Origin of the sequence: Acetobacter sp. AAB5 (assembly GCF_050106715.1) — a bacterium.
Taxonomy (GTDB): domain Bacteria; phylum Pseudomonadota; class Alphaproteobacteria; order Acetobacterales; family Acetobacteraceae; genus Acetobacter; species Acetobacter oryzifermentans.
Window position 1 is genome coordinate 227,546 of the sequence record NZ_JBNIEW010000002.1, and the last position, 16,598, is coordinate 244,143.

Sequence of the window (16,598 nt, forward strand, 5' to 3'; positions counted from 1 at the left end):
ACCGTGTCTGACTTGAATGCTCTGCTGGATGACCTGAAGCGCCGTATGGATGGCGCGCTGGATAGCCTGCGCCGTGATTTTTCTGGCCTGCGCTCTGGCCGCGCTAGCCCGGCTTTGCTGGAACCTGTGCGGGTGGAAGCCTATGGCGGTGAAGTGCCGCTTACACAGGTTGGCTCCATTGCCGTGCCAGAAGCACGTATGATTACCGTGCAGGTGTGGGACCGCGCACTGGCTGGCGCTGTAGAACGCGCTATCCGTGATTCCGGCCTGGGCCTGAACCCGGCGGGGGAAGGGCAGACCATCCGCGTGCCCATTCCGCAGCTTACAGAAGAACGCCGTAACGAACTGGCAAAAGCTGCTGCCCGTTATGCAGAAGGCGGCAAGGTGGCCGTGCGTGGCGTGCGCCGTGATGGCATGGACAAAGCCAAGGGTTTTGAAAAGAAAGGTGAAATCAGCCAGGACGATGTTAAAACCTGGTCTGACGCCATTCAGAAACTGACAGACCAGTATGTGAAAAAAATTGATGATATGCTGGCCGATAAAGACAAGGAAATCAAACAGGTCTGAGGCAGTATTGGTGCTTCTTCGGATGTGTTTGTGCACGTTAATGGGGTGGAACCCTGCCTGTTATGTCCACGCGGCTAGCTGATAAAAAACCGGCAATTCCAACCCATGTTGCTGTCATCATGGATGGAAACGGGCGCTGGGCGCGCGAACGCGGCCTGCCGCGCCTTGCCGGGCACAGGGCAGGGGCGGAAGCCGTGGCCCGTTGCGTGCGCGCAGCCATGCAGCGTGGTGTGGCGTATTTAACGCTGTACGCGTTTTCATCAGAAAACTGGGCACGGGGGCAGGAGGAGGTTTCAGACCTCACCGGCCTTTTGCGGTATTACCTGCGCCACAAGGTGCGTGAACTGCATAAGGAAGGCGTGCGCCTGCGCTTTATTGGTGATCTGGCCCGCTTTGATGACAGCTTGCGAGAGGAACTGGCGCAGGCCGAATCCTTAACCCGCGGCAATAGCAAGCTTACGCTTATTCTGGCGCTTTCGTATGGTGGGCGGCTGGATATTGTGCAGGCGGCGCAGCGTTTGGCGCAGGAGGTCAAGGATGGCCGCATTGCGCCAGAACAGATTACAGAAAGCGTGTTCAGCAACTTTTTATGGACCAGCGGCGTGCCAGACCCCGATGTGGTGGTGCGCACCAGTGGCGAATGTCGGCTTTCCAACTTTCTGCTGTGGCAGAGCGCATATGCTGAGCTGGTGTTTCTGAACGTGTTCTGGCCCGATTTTAACGAACGACATTTTGCTATGGTGCTAGACCAATACGCCCAGCGAGAACGGCGTTTTGGCGCGCGCCCTCAAGGCCCGGCATGAGCACGAACGCGCAGGATACCTCAGCATGGCGTGATCTGCGCCCGCGGCTTATGTCTGCCGCTGTGCTGGTGGCTGTGGCCGGTACGTGCATTGGCTTGGGTGGCTTGGCGTATGATGCCCTTATTCTGGGCATGATGGGTGGCATGGCGGTAGAGGCCGCAGCATTGTTTGGGCTTTCCATTAAAAGCTGGCGCGGCGTGCTGTATATGCTGTGGGCTGTTTGTGCCGGGCTTTCTGCGGCTACCGGGCATTGGGCTTATTTTGTGGTTTTTTGCCTCAGCTCTCTGGTTTTTGGTGCCCCGCTTTGCGCCATTATGTGCGTGATTATTCTGGCAGGCACGGCGCTGCTGTGGTTGCGGCAGGCCAGCTTCTGGCCCGTTCTGTTTGTGATTGCCGTTGTGGTGGCCAGCGATAGTTCGGCCTATGTGGCGGGGCGCATTTTTGGCGGCCCCAAGCTGGCACCGCGTATCTCTCCGGGTAAAACGCGCTCCGGCGCTGTTGGCGGCTTGGTGGGCGCTGTGGCAACCGGCGGTATTGTTGCCACACTTTCCGGCTTAGGTGGCGTGGGTTCCGCATTGGTATGGGGCGGTATCTTGGGTATTTCCGCCCAAGCAGGGGATCTGGCCGAAAGCGCAATGAAGCGCGCCTTGGGCGTAAAGGATTCGGGCAAGCTGCTGCCGGGGCATGGTGGCCTGCTGGATCGGTTTGATGGGCTGGTGGTGGCTGCACCTGTGGCGGCACTGGTTTCTGTATGTGCGGGGGCTTCCATGCCATTTTGGGCAGCGGGCGCACGCACCATTTTAAGGGCTCTGGCAGGCCATCTGCCGGGGTAGGGCCAATGGGTGGTGTGGCCGCCTGTTGGGCGGCCTGCCGCCGTTTGTATTTTCAGGTTTGGAAAGACGTTAAGCATGAGAACCGTAACCGTTCTGGGCAGCACTGGCAGCATTGGCTGTTCAACCGTAGATCTGCTGGAGCAGGCGCGAGACCAGTTTCGGGTGCGGGCGCTTGTGGGGGGCAAAAATGCAGCCAAACTGGCAGAGCAGGCCCGTAGCCTACAGGCGGAACTGGCTGTTCTGGCTGATGAAAGCGCGTTTGAAGAGCTGAAAACCCTGCTGGCAGGCAGCGGCACAAAAGTTGCCTGTGGCCGTCAGGCGGTGATTGATGCCGCAGCCCTTCCGGCAGATTGGACAATGGCCGCCATTACAGGCGCTGCGGGGCTGGAACCCACGCTGGCTGCGGTTAAAAACGGCAAAAGCATTGCACTGGCCAACAAGGAAGCCTTGGTGTGCGCCGGTGATGTAATGCTGCGTGCCGTAAAGGAAGCGGGCGCGACACTGCTGCCTGTGGATTCTGAGCACAATGCTGTTTTTCAGGCCATGGCTGATCGGCAGATCGATCAGGTTGAAAAAATTATTCTCACGGCTTCTGGTGGTCCGTTCCGCACCTCCACGCTGGAAGAAATGCGCGTAGCCACCCGTGCGCAGGCGCTCAAGCACCCAACATGGAGCATGGGGGCCAAAATCAGCATCGATTCTGCCAGCATGTTCAACAAGGGGCTGGAAGTTATTGAGGCGGCCCGTATCTTCAATCTGCCGGAAGACAAAATTGATGTGCTGGTGCATCCGCAATCTGTGGTGCATGGCATGGTGCAATACACAGATGGCAGCCTGATTGCCCAGATGGGCTCTGCCGATATGCGTATCCCCATCGCACACACGCTGGCTTGGCCGCAGCGTATGGCCACTACGTCTCCCCAGTTGGATCTGGCGGCCTTTGGTAAGCTGGAATTCTATGCGCCGGATGAAGTGCGCTTTCCAGCACTTCGCCTTGCGCGTGAAGCACTGCGTAAGGGTGGGGCCGCACCTGCCATCCTTTCCGCGGCTAACGAAATTGCGGTTGATGCCTTCCTGCACGAACAGATCGGCTTTTTGGATATTTCCCGCATTGTGGAAGAAGTCATGGTGGCCCTTGGCGCACCGCCAGCAGATACGCTGGACGCCGTGCTGCATTGGGATGCCGAGGCACGCCGTGCCGCACAGCGCCTGATTCCCGTTCACGCGGCTTGAGAAAACGCAGCCCCCAGCCGATATCGGAAGAATGATGATACACGATTACCTGCGTACACTGCTTTCCTTCGTTTTCGTGCTGGGTGTGTTGGTGAGCTTTCACGAACTTGGCCACTATCTGGCGGCCAAGTGGCGTGGCGTGCATGTTGAGGTGTTCTCGCTCGGGTTTGGCCCGGCCCTGTTCCGCTGGCGCGATAAATCCGGCACGGAATGGCGTATCTGCCCCATTCCGTTGGGCGGTTACGTGCGCCCCCACGGGTTTGAAGACCCCGAAGACGCGACCCCAGAGCAAAAAGCTGCGTGGATAAAGGGCCGTACCTTCCACGATAAATCGGTTTTTTCCCGCGCTATTGTTATTCTGGCAGGCCCGATTTTTAACTTCATTTTGGCCTTTGTGCTGTTCGCTCTGCTGTTTGCCACAACGGGCCAGCCGCATGTGCGCGATCAGATTGCAACCGTTATGCCAAATGGCGCGGCGGCTGTGGCTGGTGTGCAACAGGGCGATGTAATTCAGCGTATCGGCAGCCATGATGTTACCGGCGTGGAAGATATTCAGGCCTCCATTTCCACGCAGGCTGGGGCACAAACCACGCTAACCGTAAAACGTGGCGAACAGAGCGTGACGTTGCCCATTACCATCGGCAAGGCCCCGGATTCGACTCCTCAAAAGCCGCATGGTCAGCTTGGTATTATCTTTGCCACGGAAGTTGGTAAGCCACTGCCATTTCCGCAGGCTGTGGTGGCGGGCGTAAAAGCCACATGGAACGCCAGCGTGCAAACGCTGGATGGCGTGTGGCAGATTCTAACCGGCCAGCATACAGCCAAAGATTTGGGCGGTCCGCTCAAGATTGCGCAACTTTCCGGGCAGGTGGCGCAGTATGGGTTTGCCAGCCTGTTGTCCTTTATGGCGCTGCTATCTGTTAACCTTGGGCTGATTAATCTCTTCCCTGTGCCGCTTCTTGATGGTGGACGTCTGGTTTTTTATGCCATAGAGGCAATAAGAGGCCGCCCGGTTTCCAAGCGGGTGCAAGAGATCAGTTTTCAGGTTGGTTTTGCATTGCTTGCGGGCCTGTTCCTGTTCTCCACGTTCAATGACCTTTCAGGTTTTGGCCTGTTCAGGTGGATTGCTTCGCTTGTAGGATGAATGACGGCGGGAACAGGAAGGGAAGTGCTTGCGTGACAGGGGTGATTTCGGATACCTCCCGTTGCGGGCGGAATGAGAACGGAAGATGGGCTTTCGTACGAAAAGCGACCCGGATGGAAGGAAGCAGATCTTGACGGGTAAGCGTTCAGCCCTGTTCGTTTCTGTCTGTGTGCTACCTTTTGTGATGGTGGATGGCAGACAGGCATCCGCCGCATCAACAGAAGGTACAAGTGCCGCCGCACCTGCTGCGGTGGTGGCGCCATCCCGCGCCATACATGCGCGCACGCCGCGCCTTTCCGAATCCACATCATCTGTTGCGCCTACGGGCGGATATATTGAAGATATCCGGGTATCGGGTAACACCCGTATCGAAACCAACACCGTGCTGTCCTATATGGTTGCGCGTGTGGGGGACCCGTTCAGTCAGGATGATCTGGACCGTTCGCTCAAGACTCTTTACGCCACCGGCCTGTTCAAGGATGTCACGCTGCGCCGCGATGGCAACATCCTGCTGGTGCGCCTGAAGGAAAACCCCATCGTCAACCGTATCGTGTTCGAGGGGAACCACGCCGCTAAGGATGAAGACCTGCGCAAGGTGCTGGCTCTGCGCCCGCGTGCGGTGTTCTCGGCCGAAACCACGGCGGATGATCGGCAGCGTATTCTGGAAGTGTACGCCCAGAAGGCCCGCTTTGCTGCGGTGGTAACGCCACAGATCATCAAGCTGGCGCATAACCGTGTGGATGTGGTGTTCCAGATTAACGAAGGGCCGCAGACACTCATCAGCAAGATTGCGTTTGTAGGCAACAAGGCTTACAGCGAATCCAGTCTGGCAGGCGTTGTTTCTTCTAAGGAAACAGCTTGGTACCACTTCCTGTCCTCATCCGATGAGTACAACCCCGAACGTATTAAATACGATGCGGAATTGCTGCGCCGGTTTTACCTGCGCAACGGGTTTGTGGATTTTCAGATCAAGGACGTAAAAGGCGAGCTCTCGCCGGATCGGAAGTCTTTCTACGTCACCTTCACGATGGATGAAGGTGTGCGCTACCGTTTGGGTAAGGTGGATATCCGCTCCAGCCTGCGCCATGTGCCGGCTAAATCCCTGCGTAAGTATGTCGAGCTGTTCCCGCATCAGTGGTACGATGGCAAGGCCGTGCAGGATAACGCTACGGATATGGAGGAAATCCTCCAGGCCGAAGGGCATCCGTTCGCACAAGTACGCCCCACCATTGCCCGCAATCCGGAAAAGCGGATAGTCAACCTGCTGTTTGATGTGAGCGAAGGCCCACGCCATTACGTTGAGCGTATTGATGTGAACGGCAACACCATCACGCAGGATAATGTGGTCCGCCGCCAGTTGCCGTTTGCTGAGGGCGACCCCTACACCACCAGCTACAAGAAATACGCCAAGGAAGCCGTGCAGGATCTGGGCTTCTTTAAGAGCGTGGATGTTTCCACTGCTCAGGGGTCTACGCCTGATCGCACCAACGTTGCGGTGAACGTGGTGGAAAAACCCACCGGGGAATTTTCGCTTGGTGGCGGTTACTCAACCGACGTGGGCGTGATCGGTAACGTTGGGCTAAAACAGCATAACCTGCTGGGCACCGGGGTTGATGCCGGGTTCTCTGGCACCGTTTCGCAGTGGCAAAAACAGGCGGATATCTCCATCACCAACCCTGCATTTATGGGGCGCAACCTTGTTGCCGGTGCGGATATCTTCTTTGTTGAAAACAACTACCAGACCTATCAGAACTATTCTGAAGGGCGCTACGGTATCACCCTGCGTATGGGGTATTCGTACAACCGCTATCTGTCCCAATCCTGGAACTACAGCCTGATCCGCCGTTGGGTGGGTGATACATGGGATCAGTCCTCCTACTACGTGCTGGATCAGAAGGGTAAGTCTCTGCTTTCGCAGCTTAGCACCACCCTTATGTATGATACGCGTGATAACCGCATGGCGCCGCATAGTGGGTACTATGTGTCTGTTGGCGGTGACTTTGCCGGTATTGGTGGCGATGAAAAATACGTCCGCGGTAAGGTTAACGGTGCGTACTATGTGCCGTTGGATGATATTACCAACAGCCATAGCTGGACGTTCATGGTGCGCGGTGGCGCCGGTTACATGGCCGACTGGGGTAATGGCCGCCACGATATTATTGATAACTTCTATCTGGGTGGTAACAACCTGCGCGGCTTCTTGGATGGTGGTGCAGGCCCGCGTAGTGTGGGTATCCTTAACCATTCGTCCGAAGATCTGTTGGGTGGGCGCTTTATGTATAACGCTTCCGCCCAGCTTAACTTCCCTATTCCGTTCCTGTCTGACATGGGTATTGGCGGGCGTGCGTTTGTGGATACAGGGAGTGTCGCTGGTTTGCGTGTGAAGCGCCTTTATACAAGCAAGGCGAATGATGGTATCTATTACACGCCTGTCAGCGGTGATACATTGCGCCCACGTGTAAGTGCTGGTGCTGGTTTTTCATGGAAAAGTCCGTTTGGTCTGCTGAACATCGATCTGGGTGTGCCAGTTATGCGGAGCCATAATGACCGCACGCAGCTCCTTCGCTTTGGCTTCGGCCAGCAATTCTGAGGTAATGATGCGTTTTTCCACCAGAACTGCCCTGCTGGGGGCTGTTGTCCTGTCTTTCTCTTCGGCTCTTGTGCCTTCTGCACAGGCGCAGAATGGGGGCGGGTGGTTTGTGCCCAAAACCCAGCAGCCTGCTGCACAGGCTCCGGCACAGCATCCGGCTGCGGCCCGTCGCGCTCCTGCTCCGGTGCAGTTGCCCGCACCGCCAGCAGATAGCCAGGAAGCAGATCAGGCCCCGCCCGTACTGCCGTTGCCGCCTATTCCATCTGCGCCAGAAGTTGCCAAGGAAGCTCCGCCGCCCACAACAGTTATTGGCGTAATTAGCGTTGGCGGCGTTATGCGTCAGTCTTCCGCAGCCATGCAGGTTGAACGTACTTTGGGTGGCCGCCGTGATGAACTGGCGCAGGACCTCCAGAAGGAACAGGCTGGCTGGCGTGATGAACAGCAGAAACTTCAGGCACAGGCCAAGTCTCTGACATCCGAGCAGATTCAGACGCGTGAACGCAGCCTTCAGGCCCGCGTGATGAAAGCGCAGCGCGATTTCCGTAACCGCAACCGCATCATTCAGGAAGCAGCACAGGTTTCCTTGGGTCAGATTGAACGTGAGCTGGTGCAGGTTATCCAGAAAGTGGCTGCCGCACATGGCATGAACCTTGTGCTGCACAGCGAACAGGTGGCCCTGCATGTTGATGGGCAGGATATCACCAACGAAGTGGCCGTGCAGCTGAACAAGATTCTGCCGTCTGTATTCATTCCGGAAGCTAATGTTGACCCCGAAGAACTGGCTAAATCTGGCAAAATGCCCACAACGGCAGATGCAGATCAGGGCCCGCGCACAGGTCCGGCTCCAGTAGTGGCACCGGCAGCCGGGCAGCAGTAATCGTGGCTGAGGGTACAACATTTTCCGGGCCGGCAGACCCGCGTTTTTTCACCCGGGCGGGGCCGTTTGATGCGGCCACGCTGGCTGAAACCGCAGGGGCGGAACTGGTGCTGCCTAAAGCCGGCACCCTGCCAGAAAAAGGCTTTGTGGGTATTGCGCCGTTACAGGCCGCAGGCCCGCATGATGTCAGCTTTCTGGATAACCGCCGGTATGCCCCTTTGCTGGAGCAAACCAAGGCCGGGCTGGTTATTGTTGCACCTGCTTTTGCAGATAAGGTGCCTGCCGGGTGTGCCGCACTGGTAACGGGCACGCCGTATCTGGCGTGGTCTCGCATTGCGCGGTTGTTTCACCCACGGGTGCCAGCGCGTGCGGGGGTGCATCCTTCAGCATGTATAGACCCCACAGCCAACATAGACCCCACGGCAGAAATTGGGCCGTTTGTGGTGGTTGGGGCCAAGGCGGAAATTGGGCCGGGTTGCATTATCGGTTCCCACGCCGTGGTGGGGGATGGCGTGCAGCTTGCGCAGGATTGCCGCATTGGCAGCCACGTTACACTCTCCCACGCTGTGTTGGGCGAACGGGTTATTATTCTGCCCGGCTCCCGCATTGGGCAGGATGGATTTGGCTTTGCAGTTGGCCCGCAGGGGTTTGAAACCGTGCCGCAGCTTGGCCGCGTGGTGCTGGAAAACGATGTAGAAATTGGCGCCAACAGCACAATTGACCGTGGTTCGGTGAATGATACGGTTATTGGTGCAGGATCACGTCTCGACAATCTGGTGCAGATCGGCCACAACGCCCGTCTGGGGCGGTGTTGTATTGTGGTTTCGCAGGCCGGGATCTCTGGCTCCACCGTGCTGGAAGACTATGTAACAATTGCCGCGCAGGCTGGCCTAATTGGGCATATCCGCATTGGCGCAAAGGCGCGTATTGGCGCGCAATGTGGCGTAATGTCGGATATAGAAGGCGGCGCGGATGTTATTGGCAGCCCAGCTATGCCGTTCAGGGAATTTTTCCGGAACGTAGCGGTATTGCGCAAGCTGGCAAAAAAAGCGTCTGGATCGGCCAAGAACGGTTCGGACAAGGGATAAACTAAGGTCGGTGCTTGTTACCGGCGCAAAGGGTGGTTTCGGGGACGTGGAGACGAAACAAGAATCGCAGCAGGACGCTCAGACGATCGATAAAATTGACGTCAACCGTATTATGCAGGCGATTCCGCACAGATATCCTTTTCTTCTGATCGACCGGATGGAAGATATCGTCCTGGGAGAAGAGGCAACAGGTATCAAGAATGTTTCGGTCAATGAACCATTCTTTCAGGGGCATTTTCCTGCACGCCCTGTTATGCCGGGTGTATTGCTGGTTGAGGCTATGGCGCAAACCGCCGCAACCTTGGTTGTGCTCACACTGGGTAAGGACTTTGAGGGCAAGCTGGTGTATTTCATGACCATTGAAGGCGCAAAATTCCGCCGCCCGGTAGAGCCGGGGGATCAGGTGCGCATTCATGTGGCCAAGGAACGCCACCGCTCCAATGTGTGGAAATTCCGCGGTGAAGCCCGCGTAGAAGGCACTGTGGTGGCGGAAGCCACATTCAGCGCCATGATTATGGGTTGAGACCCCGGCCTGTTCACATCATTCTGTTAAGGCAAGTCAGGTTTGCCCCTAAACTGCCCAGATTTTTTGCAAAAGGGTAAGGTAGGGCAAATCTGCCCGGCCAACGGTGAACGGAAATAAGGAACTGAATTGGTGCACGCTGCAGAGGAAGCCAGATCAACCGTTGTCCACCCAACGGCTCTTGTTGCTCCCGGTGCGCGGCTTGGGCAGGGGGTGGTTATCGGCCCTTGGTGTTCTGTCGGGCCAGATGTCACGATTGAAGACGGGGTTGAGCTGATCTCTCATGTGGTGGTCGATGGCCACACACGTTTGGGGGCGGGTTCACGCTATTTTCCGTTTTGCACCGTGGGCATGGCCCCGCAGGACTTAAAGTATAAAGGTGAGCCAACCCGGTGCGAGATCGGGGCTGGCACAGTGGTGCGTGAACACGTTACCATCCATCGTGGCACGGCCACGGGGTCTGGCCTTACCAAGGTGGGGCAGAATGTGCTCATCATGGCCAACGCCCATGTGGCGCATGATTGCGTGCTGGGTGATCGCGTTATTATCGTGAATAACGTGGTGATGGGCGGGCATGTGACCATTGAGGATGATGCCCGTATTATGGGCTCCGCTGCCATTCATCAGTTTGTCCGCATCGGGCATGCAGCCCTTGTGGGCGGTGTGGCTGGGGTGGAAGCCGATGTTATCCCTTACGGCAGTGTGCTGGGCAACCGCGCGCGGCTGATTGGCCTGCATTGGATCTGGCTGCGCCGCAATGGCGTGCAGTCCGATGAAATCCATCGGATGCGTAAGGCGTTTCTTACGCTGTACCCCAAAAATGGCTGTGGGGAAGATCCGTTTTCTGTGCGTCTGGAGCGGGTGCGTGCAGAATTTGGTGATAACCCCCGTGTGCGTGAAATTCTGGACTTTATAGATGCTCCTAGTCGGCGCGGCCTTGTGCGCCCCGCACGGCAGGATCTGGAGCGTGCAGAAACCGAGGGCGCGTGAGCACACCTTCCGCTGTTGGTATTCTGGCGGGCGGTGGCCCTTTGCCGGGCAGAGTGGCAGAAGCGGCCACAGCAGCGGGGCGGCCTGTTTTTATTCTGGGGTTTGAAGGTTTTGCCGAACCCGAAGTGATCGGCCCTTGGCCGCACGAATTTGTCCGGCTGGGTGCAGCCGGGCGTATGCTTTCCCTTTTGCGGCAACATCAGTGTTCGGATCTGGTTCTTATCGGGCCAATCCGTCGGCCTTCCTTGCGTAATTTGCGCCCAGATGCCGAAGGCGCGCGTATTCTGGCGCGTTTAGGCCGTGCGCTGTTTGCGGGGGATGATGGCCTGCTGGGTACCCTTGTGCGCATTCTGGGTGAGGAAGGCTTTCACATTCGTGGAGCGCACGAATTTCTCACGCAGGCTGTGGCTCAACCCGGTATATTGGGCCGCATGCAGCCAGATGCACAGGCACAAGCAGATATTCAGCGCGGCATTACGGTGGTGCAGGCGCTGGGGCGGCTGGATATCGGGCAGGGCTGCGTGGTGCAGAATGGCGTTGTGCTAACGGTAGAGGCCATGGAAGGCACAGACCGTATGCTGGCCCGTGCAGGCGAATGCAGGCAGCCGGGTGAAGGTGGCGTTCTGGTAAAAATGCTTAAGCCGGGGCAGGAAAAACGGGCGGATATGCCCACAATAGGGCCTGTAACCGTGCAGAATGCCCATGCGGCAGGCCTACGCGGCATTGCGTTTGAGGCCGCCCACACACTGCTGACAGACAGGCAGCGCTGTATAGAGGAAGCAGACCGGCTGGGCCTGTTTCTTCTGGCCTTCAATCCTGTTGAAGATGCAGGAACAAGCGCGCAGTCTGCCTGATACTTCAAAATAAGGAGCAAACAGATGGCAAGTTTTCTGCATACCATGGTGCGGGTGCGCAATCTGGAAAAAAGCCTGGCGTTCTACAAACTGCTGGGCATGCACGAACTCCGCCGGCGCGAGGTGCCGGAAGGGCGTTATACGCTGGTGTTTATTGGCTATGCAGATAATGCTGCCGGGCAAGCTGAAATTGAGCTGACCTATAACTGGGGTGAAGATGACGGCTATGAACTAGGCACCGGGTTTGGTCATTTTGCCGTAGGCGTGCCCAATGTGGCGGAAATGGTGGCACGTGTGCGGGCCGGTGGTGGCAAGGTGACGCGAGAAGCCGGGCCAGTAAAATTTGGCACCACCGTAATTGCTTTTGTTGAAGACCCCGATGGTTACAAGGTCGAGCTGATCGAACGCGCTGAATAAAGGCAGCTTAGCTTTGCGGGCGTTGCTTTAGCCGTGCGGTCAGGCGGTCTAGCGAATCATTAATGGTCTTGGCGGCTTTCTGCACGGCTGGGTCGGAATATGTATCAAGCTGCTCTGCCGCCAGCATGGCGGGGGAGACAATGCCCCGAATATCGTGCCGCAGTTTGGAATCCGTTGTTGGGGCCGGTGCTGGAGGTGCAGCCGCCGGAGTGGGGGCGGCTGTATGTGGTTGCAGCTTTATGCCCAGCCATGCACCTAAAGCTGCCGCACAAATAATAGGCCCTAACGCAACGGGGAAGGACAGCCCAAGCACTCCGGCCAGCACGGCACCTGCTACAGGCAGGCAGAAAATAACGGCTGCGGCACGGGCGGGAAAGGGCATGGTGTTCATGTTTTTCTCCATCTTGCGGGGGATTCTGCCGCAAGGCTGCGGTAACGACTCTACGGTATAGATTGACGGTTCCTTATCTGAACTCTATAAGCCGCAGCTTCAAGAGGCGTGGTCTTTAACAGGCCACCGGATAACCGTATTCAAATAGTAAGGGAGTGCCGCCATGAAGCGCACTTATCAACCGTCCCGGCTGGTTCGCAAGCGTCGTCACGGGTTCCGCGCGCGTATGGCAACCGTTGGTGGCCGCAAGATCATCGGCAACCGTCGTTCCAAAGGCCGTAAGCGCCTTTCCGCGTAAGAACTGCCCGGCAGTCCGGCTTGATGGACGGGCCTGCAGCGCAGGAGCAGCCAGCGGCGGAGTCTGCACGATCTCTGCGGCTTAAAAAGAGGAAGCAATTCCTCTTTCTGGCTTCTCGCGGGCGTAAAGCGCCTGTGCCGGGGCTTGTTTTGCAGCTTTTCCGGCGTCCGGATACGGATGTCGCGCGTGTAGGCTTTACGGTTACCAAAAAGGTCGGCAACTCCGTGGTGCGTAACCGCGTGCGCCGCAGGTTGCGCGAAGTTGTGCGTATTGTAGAAGCCGATACGCCGCTAAACGGTCTGGACCTTGTTCTTATAGGCCGTAGCGCCACCATAAATCGCCCATTTGTGGCGCTGGTGGCTGATTTCCGTAAAGCATTAGCGTTGTGCCAGCGGGATTCCTGATATCCTGCCTTGCATTCATGCTCGTCCTGCGCTGGAACCTGTATGCCGTTTAAGACTCCGGGTTTTTTACGGGTGTTAAGTTTTCCAATTTGTATGTGCAGGGGGCCCCAAGGCCGGAGCTTATGGATTCAAAACGTCTGATACTGGCAACATTGCTGTCAGCTCTGGTACTTATCGGGTATGACTATTTTTTCCCGCAGCATCAGCCCGTGCCACCGCCACAGCAGGGCGTACATGCTGTAGCGCCTCCGGCCCCTGCCTCTTCTGGTGCAGCCGCTCCGGCTGAAAACACGCAGGCAGAAGCCGCGGCCCCGGTAAAGGATGGCCCGGAAACCCGTGTGGCCATTAACGCCCCTGCCGTACAGGGCACGCTAAACCTGCGTGGCGCACGGCTGGATGATCTGGTGCTCAAGCATTATCGGGAAACCGTAAAGCCAGATAGCCCGGATGTGCGTGTTCTTAACCCCGCTTCCACCCATGCAGATTATGTAGATTTCGGCTGGCGTGCGCCGTCCGATGTTTCTGTGCGTCTGCCAGATGCCAACACATTGTGGAAAGCCTCTGGCACTCAGATGGATGCCGAACACCCGCTTACCCTTTCTTGGGATAACGCGCAGGGCCTAACCTTTGATATCCGCTTGTCGGTGGATCAGAACTACATGTTCACCATTAGCCAGCAGGTGCATAACAGCACCGGGCAGGCTGTGGCGCTGTATCCTTTCTACCGTGTGAACCGTGGTTACACGCCAGAAGAAACCGGCGGCATGCTGGTGCATGAAGGCCCGATCTCGGTAATTGATGGCCGCCTGAACGAAGGCTCCTACAAAACGGTGCGCACGGGTGGCGTACCGCCAGACAACATTGCATGGAGCCATCAGGGCACCGGCGGTTGGGCTGGTATTACAGATAAATACTGGCTGATGGCCGTGCTGCCAGACCAGAACGCCAACGTAATTGGCACCTATGGTTTTCAGGCAGCGCAGGGCGCGTATCAGGTTGGCTTTACGGCTACAGCACCTGTGCAGGTGGCTGCGGGGCAGACAGCCTCTACCGAGGCCCACGTGTTTGCGGGCGCCAAGGAAGTGCGCCTGCTTGAGCAGTATGAAAAAGACCTGCACGTGCCGATGTTCTGGAAAGCCGTGGATTTTGGCTGGCTTTCCTTCCTTACCCGCCCTGTGTTCTTTGTGCTGGATTGGCTGAACGAACATCTGGGCAGCTTTGGCCTGGCGCTGCTAACGTTTACCGTGATTGTGAAAGTGGCCTTCCTGCCGCTCACCATCAAGCAGATGCGCATGACATGGAAAACAGCGCGCCTGAAGCCGCAGGTGGACCTTATCCGCTCCCGCCTGAAGGATGACCCAATGGCCATGCAGCAGCAGATTATGGCGCTGTATCGGCAGGAAAACGTCAATCTGTTCGGGGGCTTTCTGCCGCTGCTTATTCAGGCGCCTGTGTTCTGGTGCTTGTATAAGGATCTGTACGTTACCATCGAAATGCGGCACGCACCGTTTGTGGGCTGGGTGAAAGATCTTTCTGCGCCAGACCCCACCAACCTGTTCAACCTGTTTGGTCTTATCCCGTTTGATCCCACCCACATCACGCCTTTCTTGGCGCTGGGTGCGTGGCCGATCATGTATGGGGCCACACTGTTCCTGATGCAGAAGGTGAGCTCCAGCTCCGCCAACATGGACCCATCACAGCAGAAGGTGATGATGTTTATTCCGCTGCTGTTCACGTTCTTTATGGCGCGGCAGCCGGTTGGGCTGGTGATCTACTACTGCTGGAGCAACATCCTTACGGCTGTGCAGCAGGTTGTCATCATCTCCCGCCTGAAAGCGGCAGATGCCAAACCCCAACTGGTTAAGCCCAAATGACAGATGATGCCGCATCCTCTTTCCGAGAATTAAAGGATGAAGCCCGTATTGCCGCCGCCCTGGAAGAGGGGCGGCGGCTTTTTGCGGGTTCATGCGAATTTGTGTTTGGCGCGCAACGGCTGGGGCAACTGCCATCGCAAACCCTGCCAGAAATTGCGTTTGCCGGGCGTTCCAATGTGGGTAAGTCCAGCTTGGTAAACGCGCTTACGGGCCGCAAAACGCTGGCGCGGGCCTCTTCCGAACCGGGGCGCACCAAACAGCTCAACTTTTTTAATCTGGCAGACCGGCTGATGCTGGTGGATATGCCGGGTTATGGCTACGCAAAAGCTGCCAAATCCGTAAAGGAAGATTGGCAGGATATGATGTTTGATTACCTGCGTGGCCGCCCAAGTTTGCAGCGTGTGGTGCTGTTGCTGGATGCGCGGGTGGAAATGAAAGCCCATGATCTGGAAGTGATGGACCTGCTGGATAAAGCGGCCGTCAGCTTTCAGGTGGTGCTTACCAAATGCGATAGCGTTAAACCCGGCCCGCTGGCACGCAAGCAGGCAGAAGTTGAAGCGGAAATTCGCCGCCACCCTGCGGCTTTTCCCTACCTGTCTTTAACAAGCAGCCAGACAGGTGAAGGTATTGAGGGCTTGCGGGCGGAACTGGCAGAATTTGCCCTGCCCAAGGCGCCATGATCTGATGATGACAAGCAGGACGTGCAGAACATGACAGAACCACGGGTTCCTTCTTCCCATTCCCATCATGATGCGGCGCAGGAAGCCGCCATTCTGGCCGGAGCCCTGCCGTATCTGCGCCGCTATGCGGGAGATACCATTGTGGTCAAGTATGGTGGCCACGCCATGGGTAATGCAGATCTGGCCAAAACCTTTGGGCGCGATATTGCGTTGCTCAAGCTGGTGGGTATCAACCCGGTTGTGGTGCATGGCGGTGGCCCGCAGATTAACCAGATGCTCAAGCGGCTGGAAATTCCTTCCACCTTTGTGGATGGCTTGCGCGTAACAGATGCCAATATGGTGGATGTTATCGAAATGGTTCTGGCTGGCTCCGTGAACAAGGAAGTGGCGGAGCTTATCAGCCGTGAAGGCGCGCTGGCCGTTGGTATTTCCGGCAAGGACGGTAAAATGATTACCGCCCGCAAATTGCAGCGCAAGGTGCGGGATACGGAAAGCCAGATTGAACGCGTGCTGGATCTGGGCTTTGTGGGCGAACCCATAAAGGTGGACCCACGAGTGATTTATGCGCTGTCTGGCTCTGGCCTTATCCCGGTTATTGCACCGGTGGGCTTTGGGGAAGATGGGGCTACCTACAACATCAATGCCGATACGGCAGCGGGTGCTGTAGCTGGTGCGGTGCATGCCACACGCTTGCTGATGCTAACAGACGTGCCCGGCGTGCTGGATGCCGATGGTAAGCTGATACCCGAACTCACAGCCGCGCAGGCCATGCAGGCTATTGAGGATGGTGTGATTACCGGTGGTATGATCCCCAAGGTGGAAACCTGCATTCAGGCCGTGCAGGCCGGTGCGCGTGCCGCCGTGATTATTGATGGCCGCATGCCCCATGCCTGCCTGCTGGAACTGTTTACGGCATCTGGCTCCGGCACCATGATCCGGGCGGAATAACGCCGCGGTTGCCTGCCATTTTCCGGGGTGCCATGCGTTGACACGCTGCGTGTGTGTCCGCATGGTCGCTCTGTGTTTTTTCTG

18 protein-coding genes are annotated in these 16,598 nt (G+C 57.1%); 17 read left to right on the forward strand and 1 reads right to left on the reverse strand.

The window, feature by feature from the left end; translation table 11 throughout:
* Positions 1 to 45 precede the first annotated feature (45 nt).
* The 12 genes from frr to gloA all read left to right on the forward strand — a co-directional run bounded on the left by frr (position 46) and on the right by gloA (position 11,919).
* A complete protein-coding gene (gene frr / locus ACP7IZ_RS03230; RefSeq protein ID WP_044583078.1) occupies positions 46 to 567 on the forward strand; it encodes a ribosome recycling factor in 522 nt (173 codons plus the stop codon).
* Positions 568 to 629: 62 nt separating this feature from the next.
* Positions 630 to 1,370 carry a polyprenyl diphosphate synthase gene (gene uppS / locus ACP7IZ_RS03235; protein ID WP_006116355.1) on the forward strand — a complete coding sequence of 247 codons (741 nt, stop codon included), beginning with the start codon at positions 630 to 632 and terminating at the stop codon, positions 1,368 to 1,370.
* Positions 1,367 to 2,203, forward strand: a complete 837-nt coding sequence (locus ACP7IZ_RS03240; RefSeq protein WP_426847817.1) for a phosphatidate cytidylyltransferase — start codon at positions 1,367 to 1,369, stop codon at positions 2,201 to 2,203. The genes uppS and ACP7IZ_RS03240 overlap by 4 nt, the downstream gene beginning before the upstream one ends.
* A gap of 75 nt (positions 2,204 to 2,278) precedes the next feature.
* Positions 2,279 to 3,436, forward strand: coding sequence for a 1-deoxy-D-xylulose-5-phosphate reductoisomerase (locus ACP7IZ_RS03245; RefSeq protein WP_035354121.1), 1,158 nt, complete (start codon positions 2,279 to 2,281; stop codon positions 3,434 to 3,436).
* Between the two features lie 31 nt (positions 3,437 to 3,467).
* Positions 3,468 to 4,580 carry an RIP metalloprotease RseP gene (gene rseP / locus ACP7IZ_RS03250; protein ID WP_426847818.1) on the forward strand — a complete coding sequence of 371 codons (1,113 nt, stop codon included), beginning with the start codon at positions 3,468 to 3,470 and terminating at the stop codon, positions 4,578 to 4,580.
* Between the two features lie 85 nt (positions 4,581 to 4,665).
* Positions 4,666 to 7,170: an outer membrane protein assembly factor BamA gene (gene bamA, locus ACP7IZ_RS03255; protein ID WP_063353689.1), complete on the forward strand. Its 2,505-nt coding sequence runs from the start codon at positions 4,666 to 4,668 to the stop codon at positions 7,168 to 7,170.
* A gap of 4 nt (positions 7,171 to 7,174) precedes the next feature.
* On the forward strand, positions 7,175 to 8,047 hold the full coding sequence (locus ACP7IZ_RS03260; protein ID WP_003622560.1) for an OmpH family outer membrane protein: 873 nt from the start codon (positions 7,175 to 7,177) through the stop codon (positions 8,045 to 8,047).
* A 2-nt stretch (positions 8,048 to 8,049) separates the two neighbouring features.
* Positions 8,050 to 9,135, forward strand: a complete 1,086-nt coding sequence (gene lpxD / locus ACP7IZ_RS03265) for a UDP-3-O-(3-hydroxymyristoyl)glucosamine N-acyltransferase (RefSeq protein ID WP_426847819.1) — start codon at positions 8,050 to 8,052, stop codon at positions 9,133 to 9,135.
* A 94-nt stretch (positions 9,136 to 9,229) separates the two neighbouring features.
* Entirely contained in the window at positions 9,230 to 9,658 is a 429-nt protein-coding gene (gene fabZ, locus ACP7IZ_RS03270; protein WP_414144931.1) for a 3-hydroxyacyl-ACP dehydratase FabZ, read from the forward strand.
* Between the two features lie 132 nt (positions 9,659 to 9,790).
* On the forward strand, positions 9,791 to 10,648 hold the full coding sequence (lpxA, locus tag ACP7IZ_RS03275) for an acyl-ACP--UDP-N-acetylglucosamine O-acyltransferase (RefSeq protein ID WP_035354279.1): 858 nt from the start codon (positions 9,791 to 9,793) through the stop codon (positions 10,646 to 10,648).
* Positions 10,645 to 11,502 (forward strand): LpxI family protein, encoded by an 858-nt coding sequence (locus tag ACP7IZ_RS03280; protein WP_426847820.1) that lies wholly within the window; start codon positions 10,645 to 10,647, stop codon positions 11,500 to 11,502. Before lpxA ends, ACP7IZ_RS03280 begins: the two co-directional genes overlap by 4 nt.
* Before the next feature lie 24 nt (positions 11,503 to 11,526).
* A complete protein-coding gene (gloA, locus tag ACP7IZ_RS03285) occupies positions 11,527 to 11,919 on the forward strand; it encodes a lactoylglutathione lyase (RefSeq protein ID WP_003622570.1) in 393 nt (130 codons plus the stop codon).
* A gap of 7 nt (positions 11,920 to 11,926) precedes the next feature.
* Here gloA and ACP7IZ_RS03290 read toward each other — a convergent pair whose 3' ends face one another.
* Complete coding sequence (locus tag ACP7IZ_RS03290; RefSeq protein ID WP_426847821.1) at positions 11,927 to 12,322, reverse strand: hypothetical protein; 396 nt, start codon at positions 12,320 to 12,322, stop codon at positions 11,927 to 11,929.
* A 151-nt stretch (positions 12,323 to 12,473) separates the two neighbouring features.
* On the opposite strand from ACP7IZ_RS03290, the gene rpmH reads away from it, so the two are divergent.
* The 5 genes from rpmH (at position 12,474) to argB (ending at position 16,514) form a co-directional block, all read left to right on the forward strand.
* On the forward strand, positions 12,474 to 12,608 hold the full coding sequence (gene rpmH / locus ACP7IZ_RS03295; protein WP_003622574.1) for a 50S ribosomal protein L34: 135 nt from the start codon (positions 12,474 to 12,476) through the stop codon (positions 12,606 to 12,608).
* Between the two features lie 23 nt (positions 12,609 to 12,631).
* Positions 12,632 to 13,012, forward strand: a complete 381-nt coding sequence (gene rnpA / locus ACP7IZ_RS03300; protein WP_050793129.1) for a ribonuclease P protein component — start codon at positions 12,632 to 12,634, stop codon at positions 13,010 to 13,012.
* 122 nt (positions 13,013 to 13,134) lie between these two features.
* Positions 13,135 to 14,886, forward strand: a complete 1,752-nt coding sequence (gene yidC, locus ACP7IZ_RS03305) for a membrane protein insertase YidC (RefSeq protein ID WP_426847822.1) — start codon at positions 13,135 to 13,137, stop codon at positions 14,884 to 14,886.
* Positions 14,883 to 15,566, forward strand: a complete 684-nt coding sequence (gene yihA / locus ACP7IZ_RS03310) for a ribosome biogenesis GTP-binding protein YihA/YsxC (RefSeq protein WP_426847823.1) — start codon at positions 14,883 to 14,885, stop codon at positions 15,564 to 15,566. Before yidC ends, yihA begins: the two co-directional genes overlap by 4 nt.
* Positions 15,567 to 15,596: 30 nt before the next feature.
* Positions 15,597 to 16,514, forward strand: coding sequence for an acetylglutamate kinase (argB, locus tag ACP7IZ_RS03315; RefSeq protein WP_012812628.1), 918 nt, complete (start codon positions 15,597 to 15,599; stop codon positions 16,512 to 16,514).
* The last annotated feature ends 84 nt before the right edge of the window (positions 16,515 to 16,598 follow it).

Coding starts and splice junctions, on each gene's coding strand:
- frr (WP_044583078.1), top strand. CDS start 46: ATGGATGGCGCGCTGGATAGCCTGCGCCGTGATTTTTCTGGCCTGCGC.
- uppS (WP_006116355.1), top strand. CDS start 630: ATGTCCACGCGGCTAGCTGATAAAAAACCGGCAATTCCAACCCATGTT.
- ACP7IZ_RS03240 (WP_426847817.1), top strand. CDS start 1,367: ATGAGCACGAACGCGCAGGATACCTCAGCATGGCGTGATCTGCGCCCG.
- ACP7IZ_RS03245 (WP_035354121.1), top strand. CDS start 2,279: ATGAGAACCGTAACCGTTCTGGGCAGCACTGGCAGCATTGGCTGTTCA.
- rseP (WP_426847818.1), top strand. CDS start 3,468: ATGATGATACACGATTACCTGCGTACACTGCTTTCCTTCGTTTTCGTG.
- bamA (WP_063353689.1), top strand. CDS start 4,666: ATGGGCTTTCGTACGAAAAGCGACCCGGATGGAAGGAAGCAGATCTTG.
- ACP7IZ_RS03260 (WP_003622560.1), top strand. CDS start 7,175: ATGATGCGTTTTTCCACCAGAACTGCCCTGCTGGGGGCTGTTGTCCTG.
- gloA (WP_003622570.1), top strand. CDS start 11,527: ATGGCAAGTTTTCTGCATACCATGGTGCGGGTGCGCAATCTGGAAAAA.
- ACP7IZ_RS03290 (WP_426847821.1), bottom strand. CDS start 12,322: ATGGAGAAAAACATGAACACCATGCCCTTTCCCGCCCGTGCCGCAGCC.
- rpmH (WP_003622574.1), top strand. CDS start 12,474: ATGAAGCGCACTTATCAACCGTCCCGGCTGGTTCGCAAGCGTCGTCAC.
- rnpA (WP_050793129.1), top strand. CDS start 12,632: ATGGACGGGCCTGCAGCGCAGGAGCAGCCAGCGGCGGAGTCTGCACGA.
- yidC (WP_426847822.1), top strand. CDS start 13,135: ATGGATTCAAAACGTCTGATACTGGCAACATTGCTGTCAGCTCTGGTA.
- yihA (WP_426847823.1), top strand. CDS start 14,883: ATGACAGATGATGCCGCATCCTCTTTCCGAGAATTAAAGGATGAAGCC.
- argB (WP_012812628.1), top strand. CDS start 15,597: ATGACAGAACCACGGGTTCCTTCTTCCCATTCCCATCATGATGCGGCG.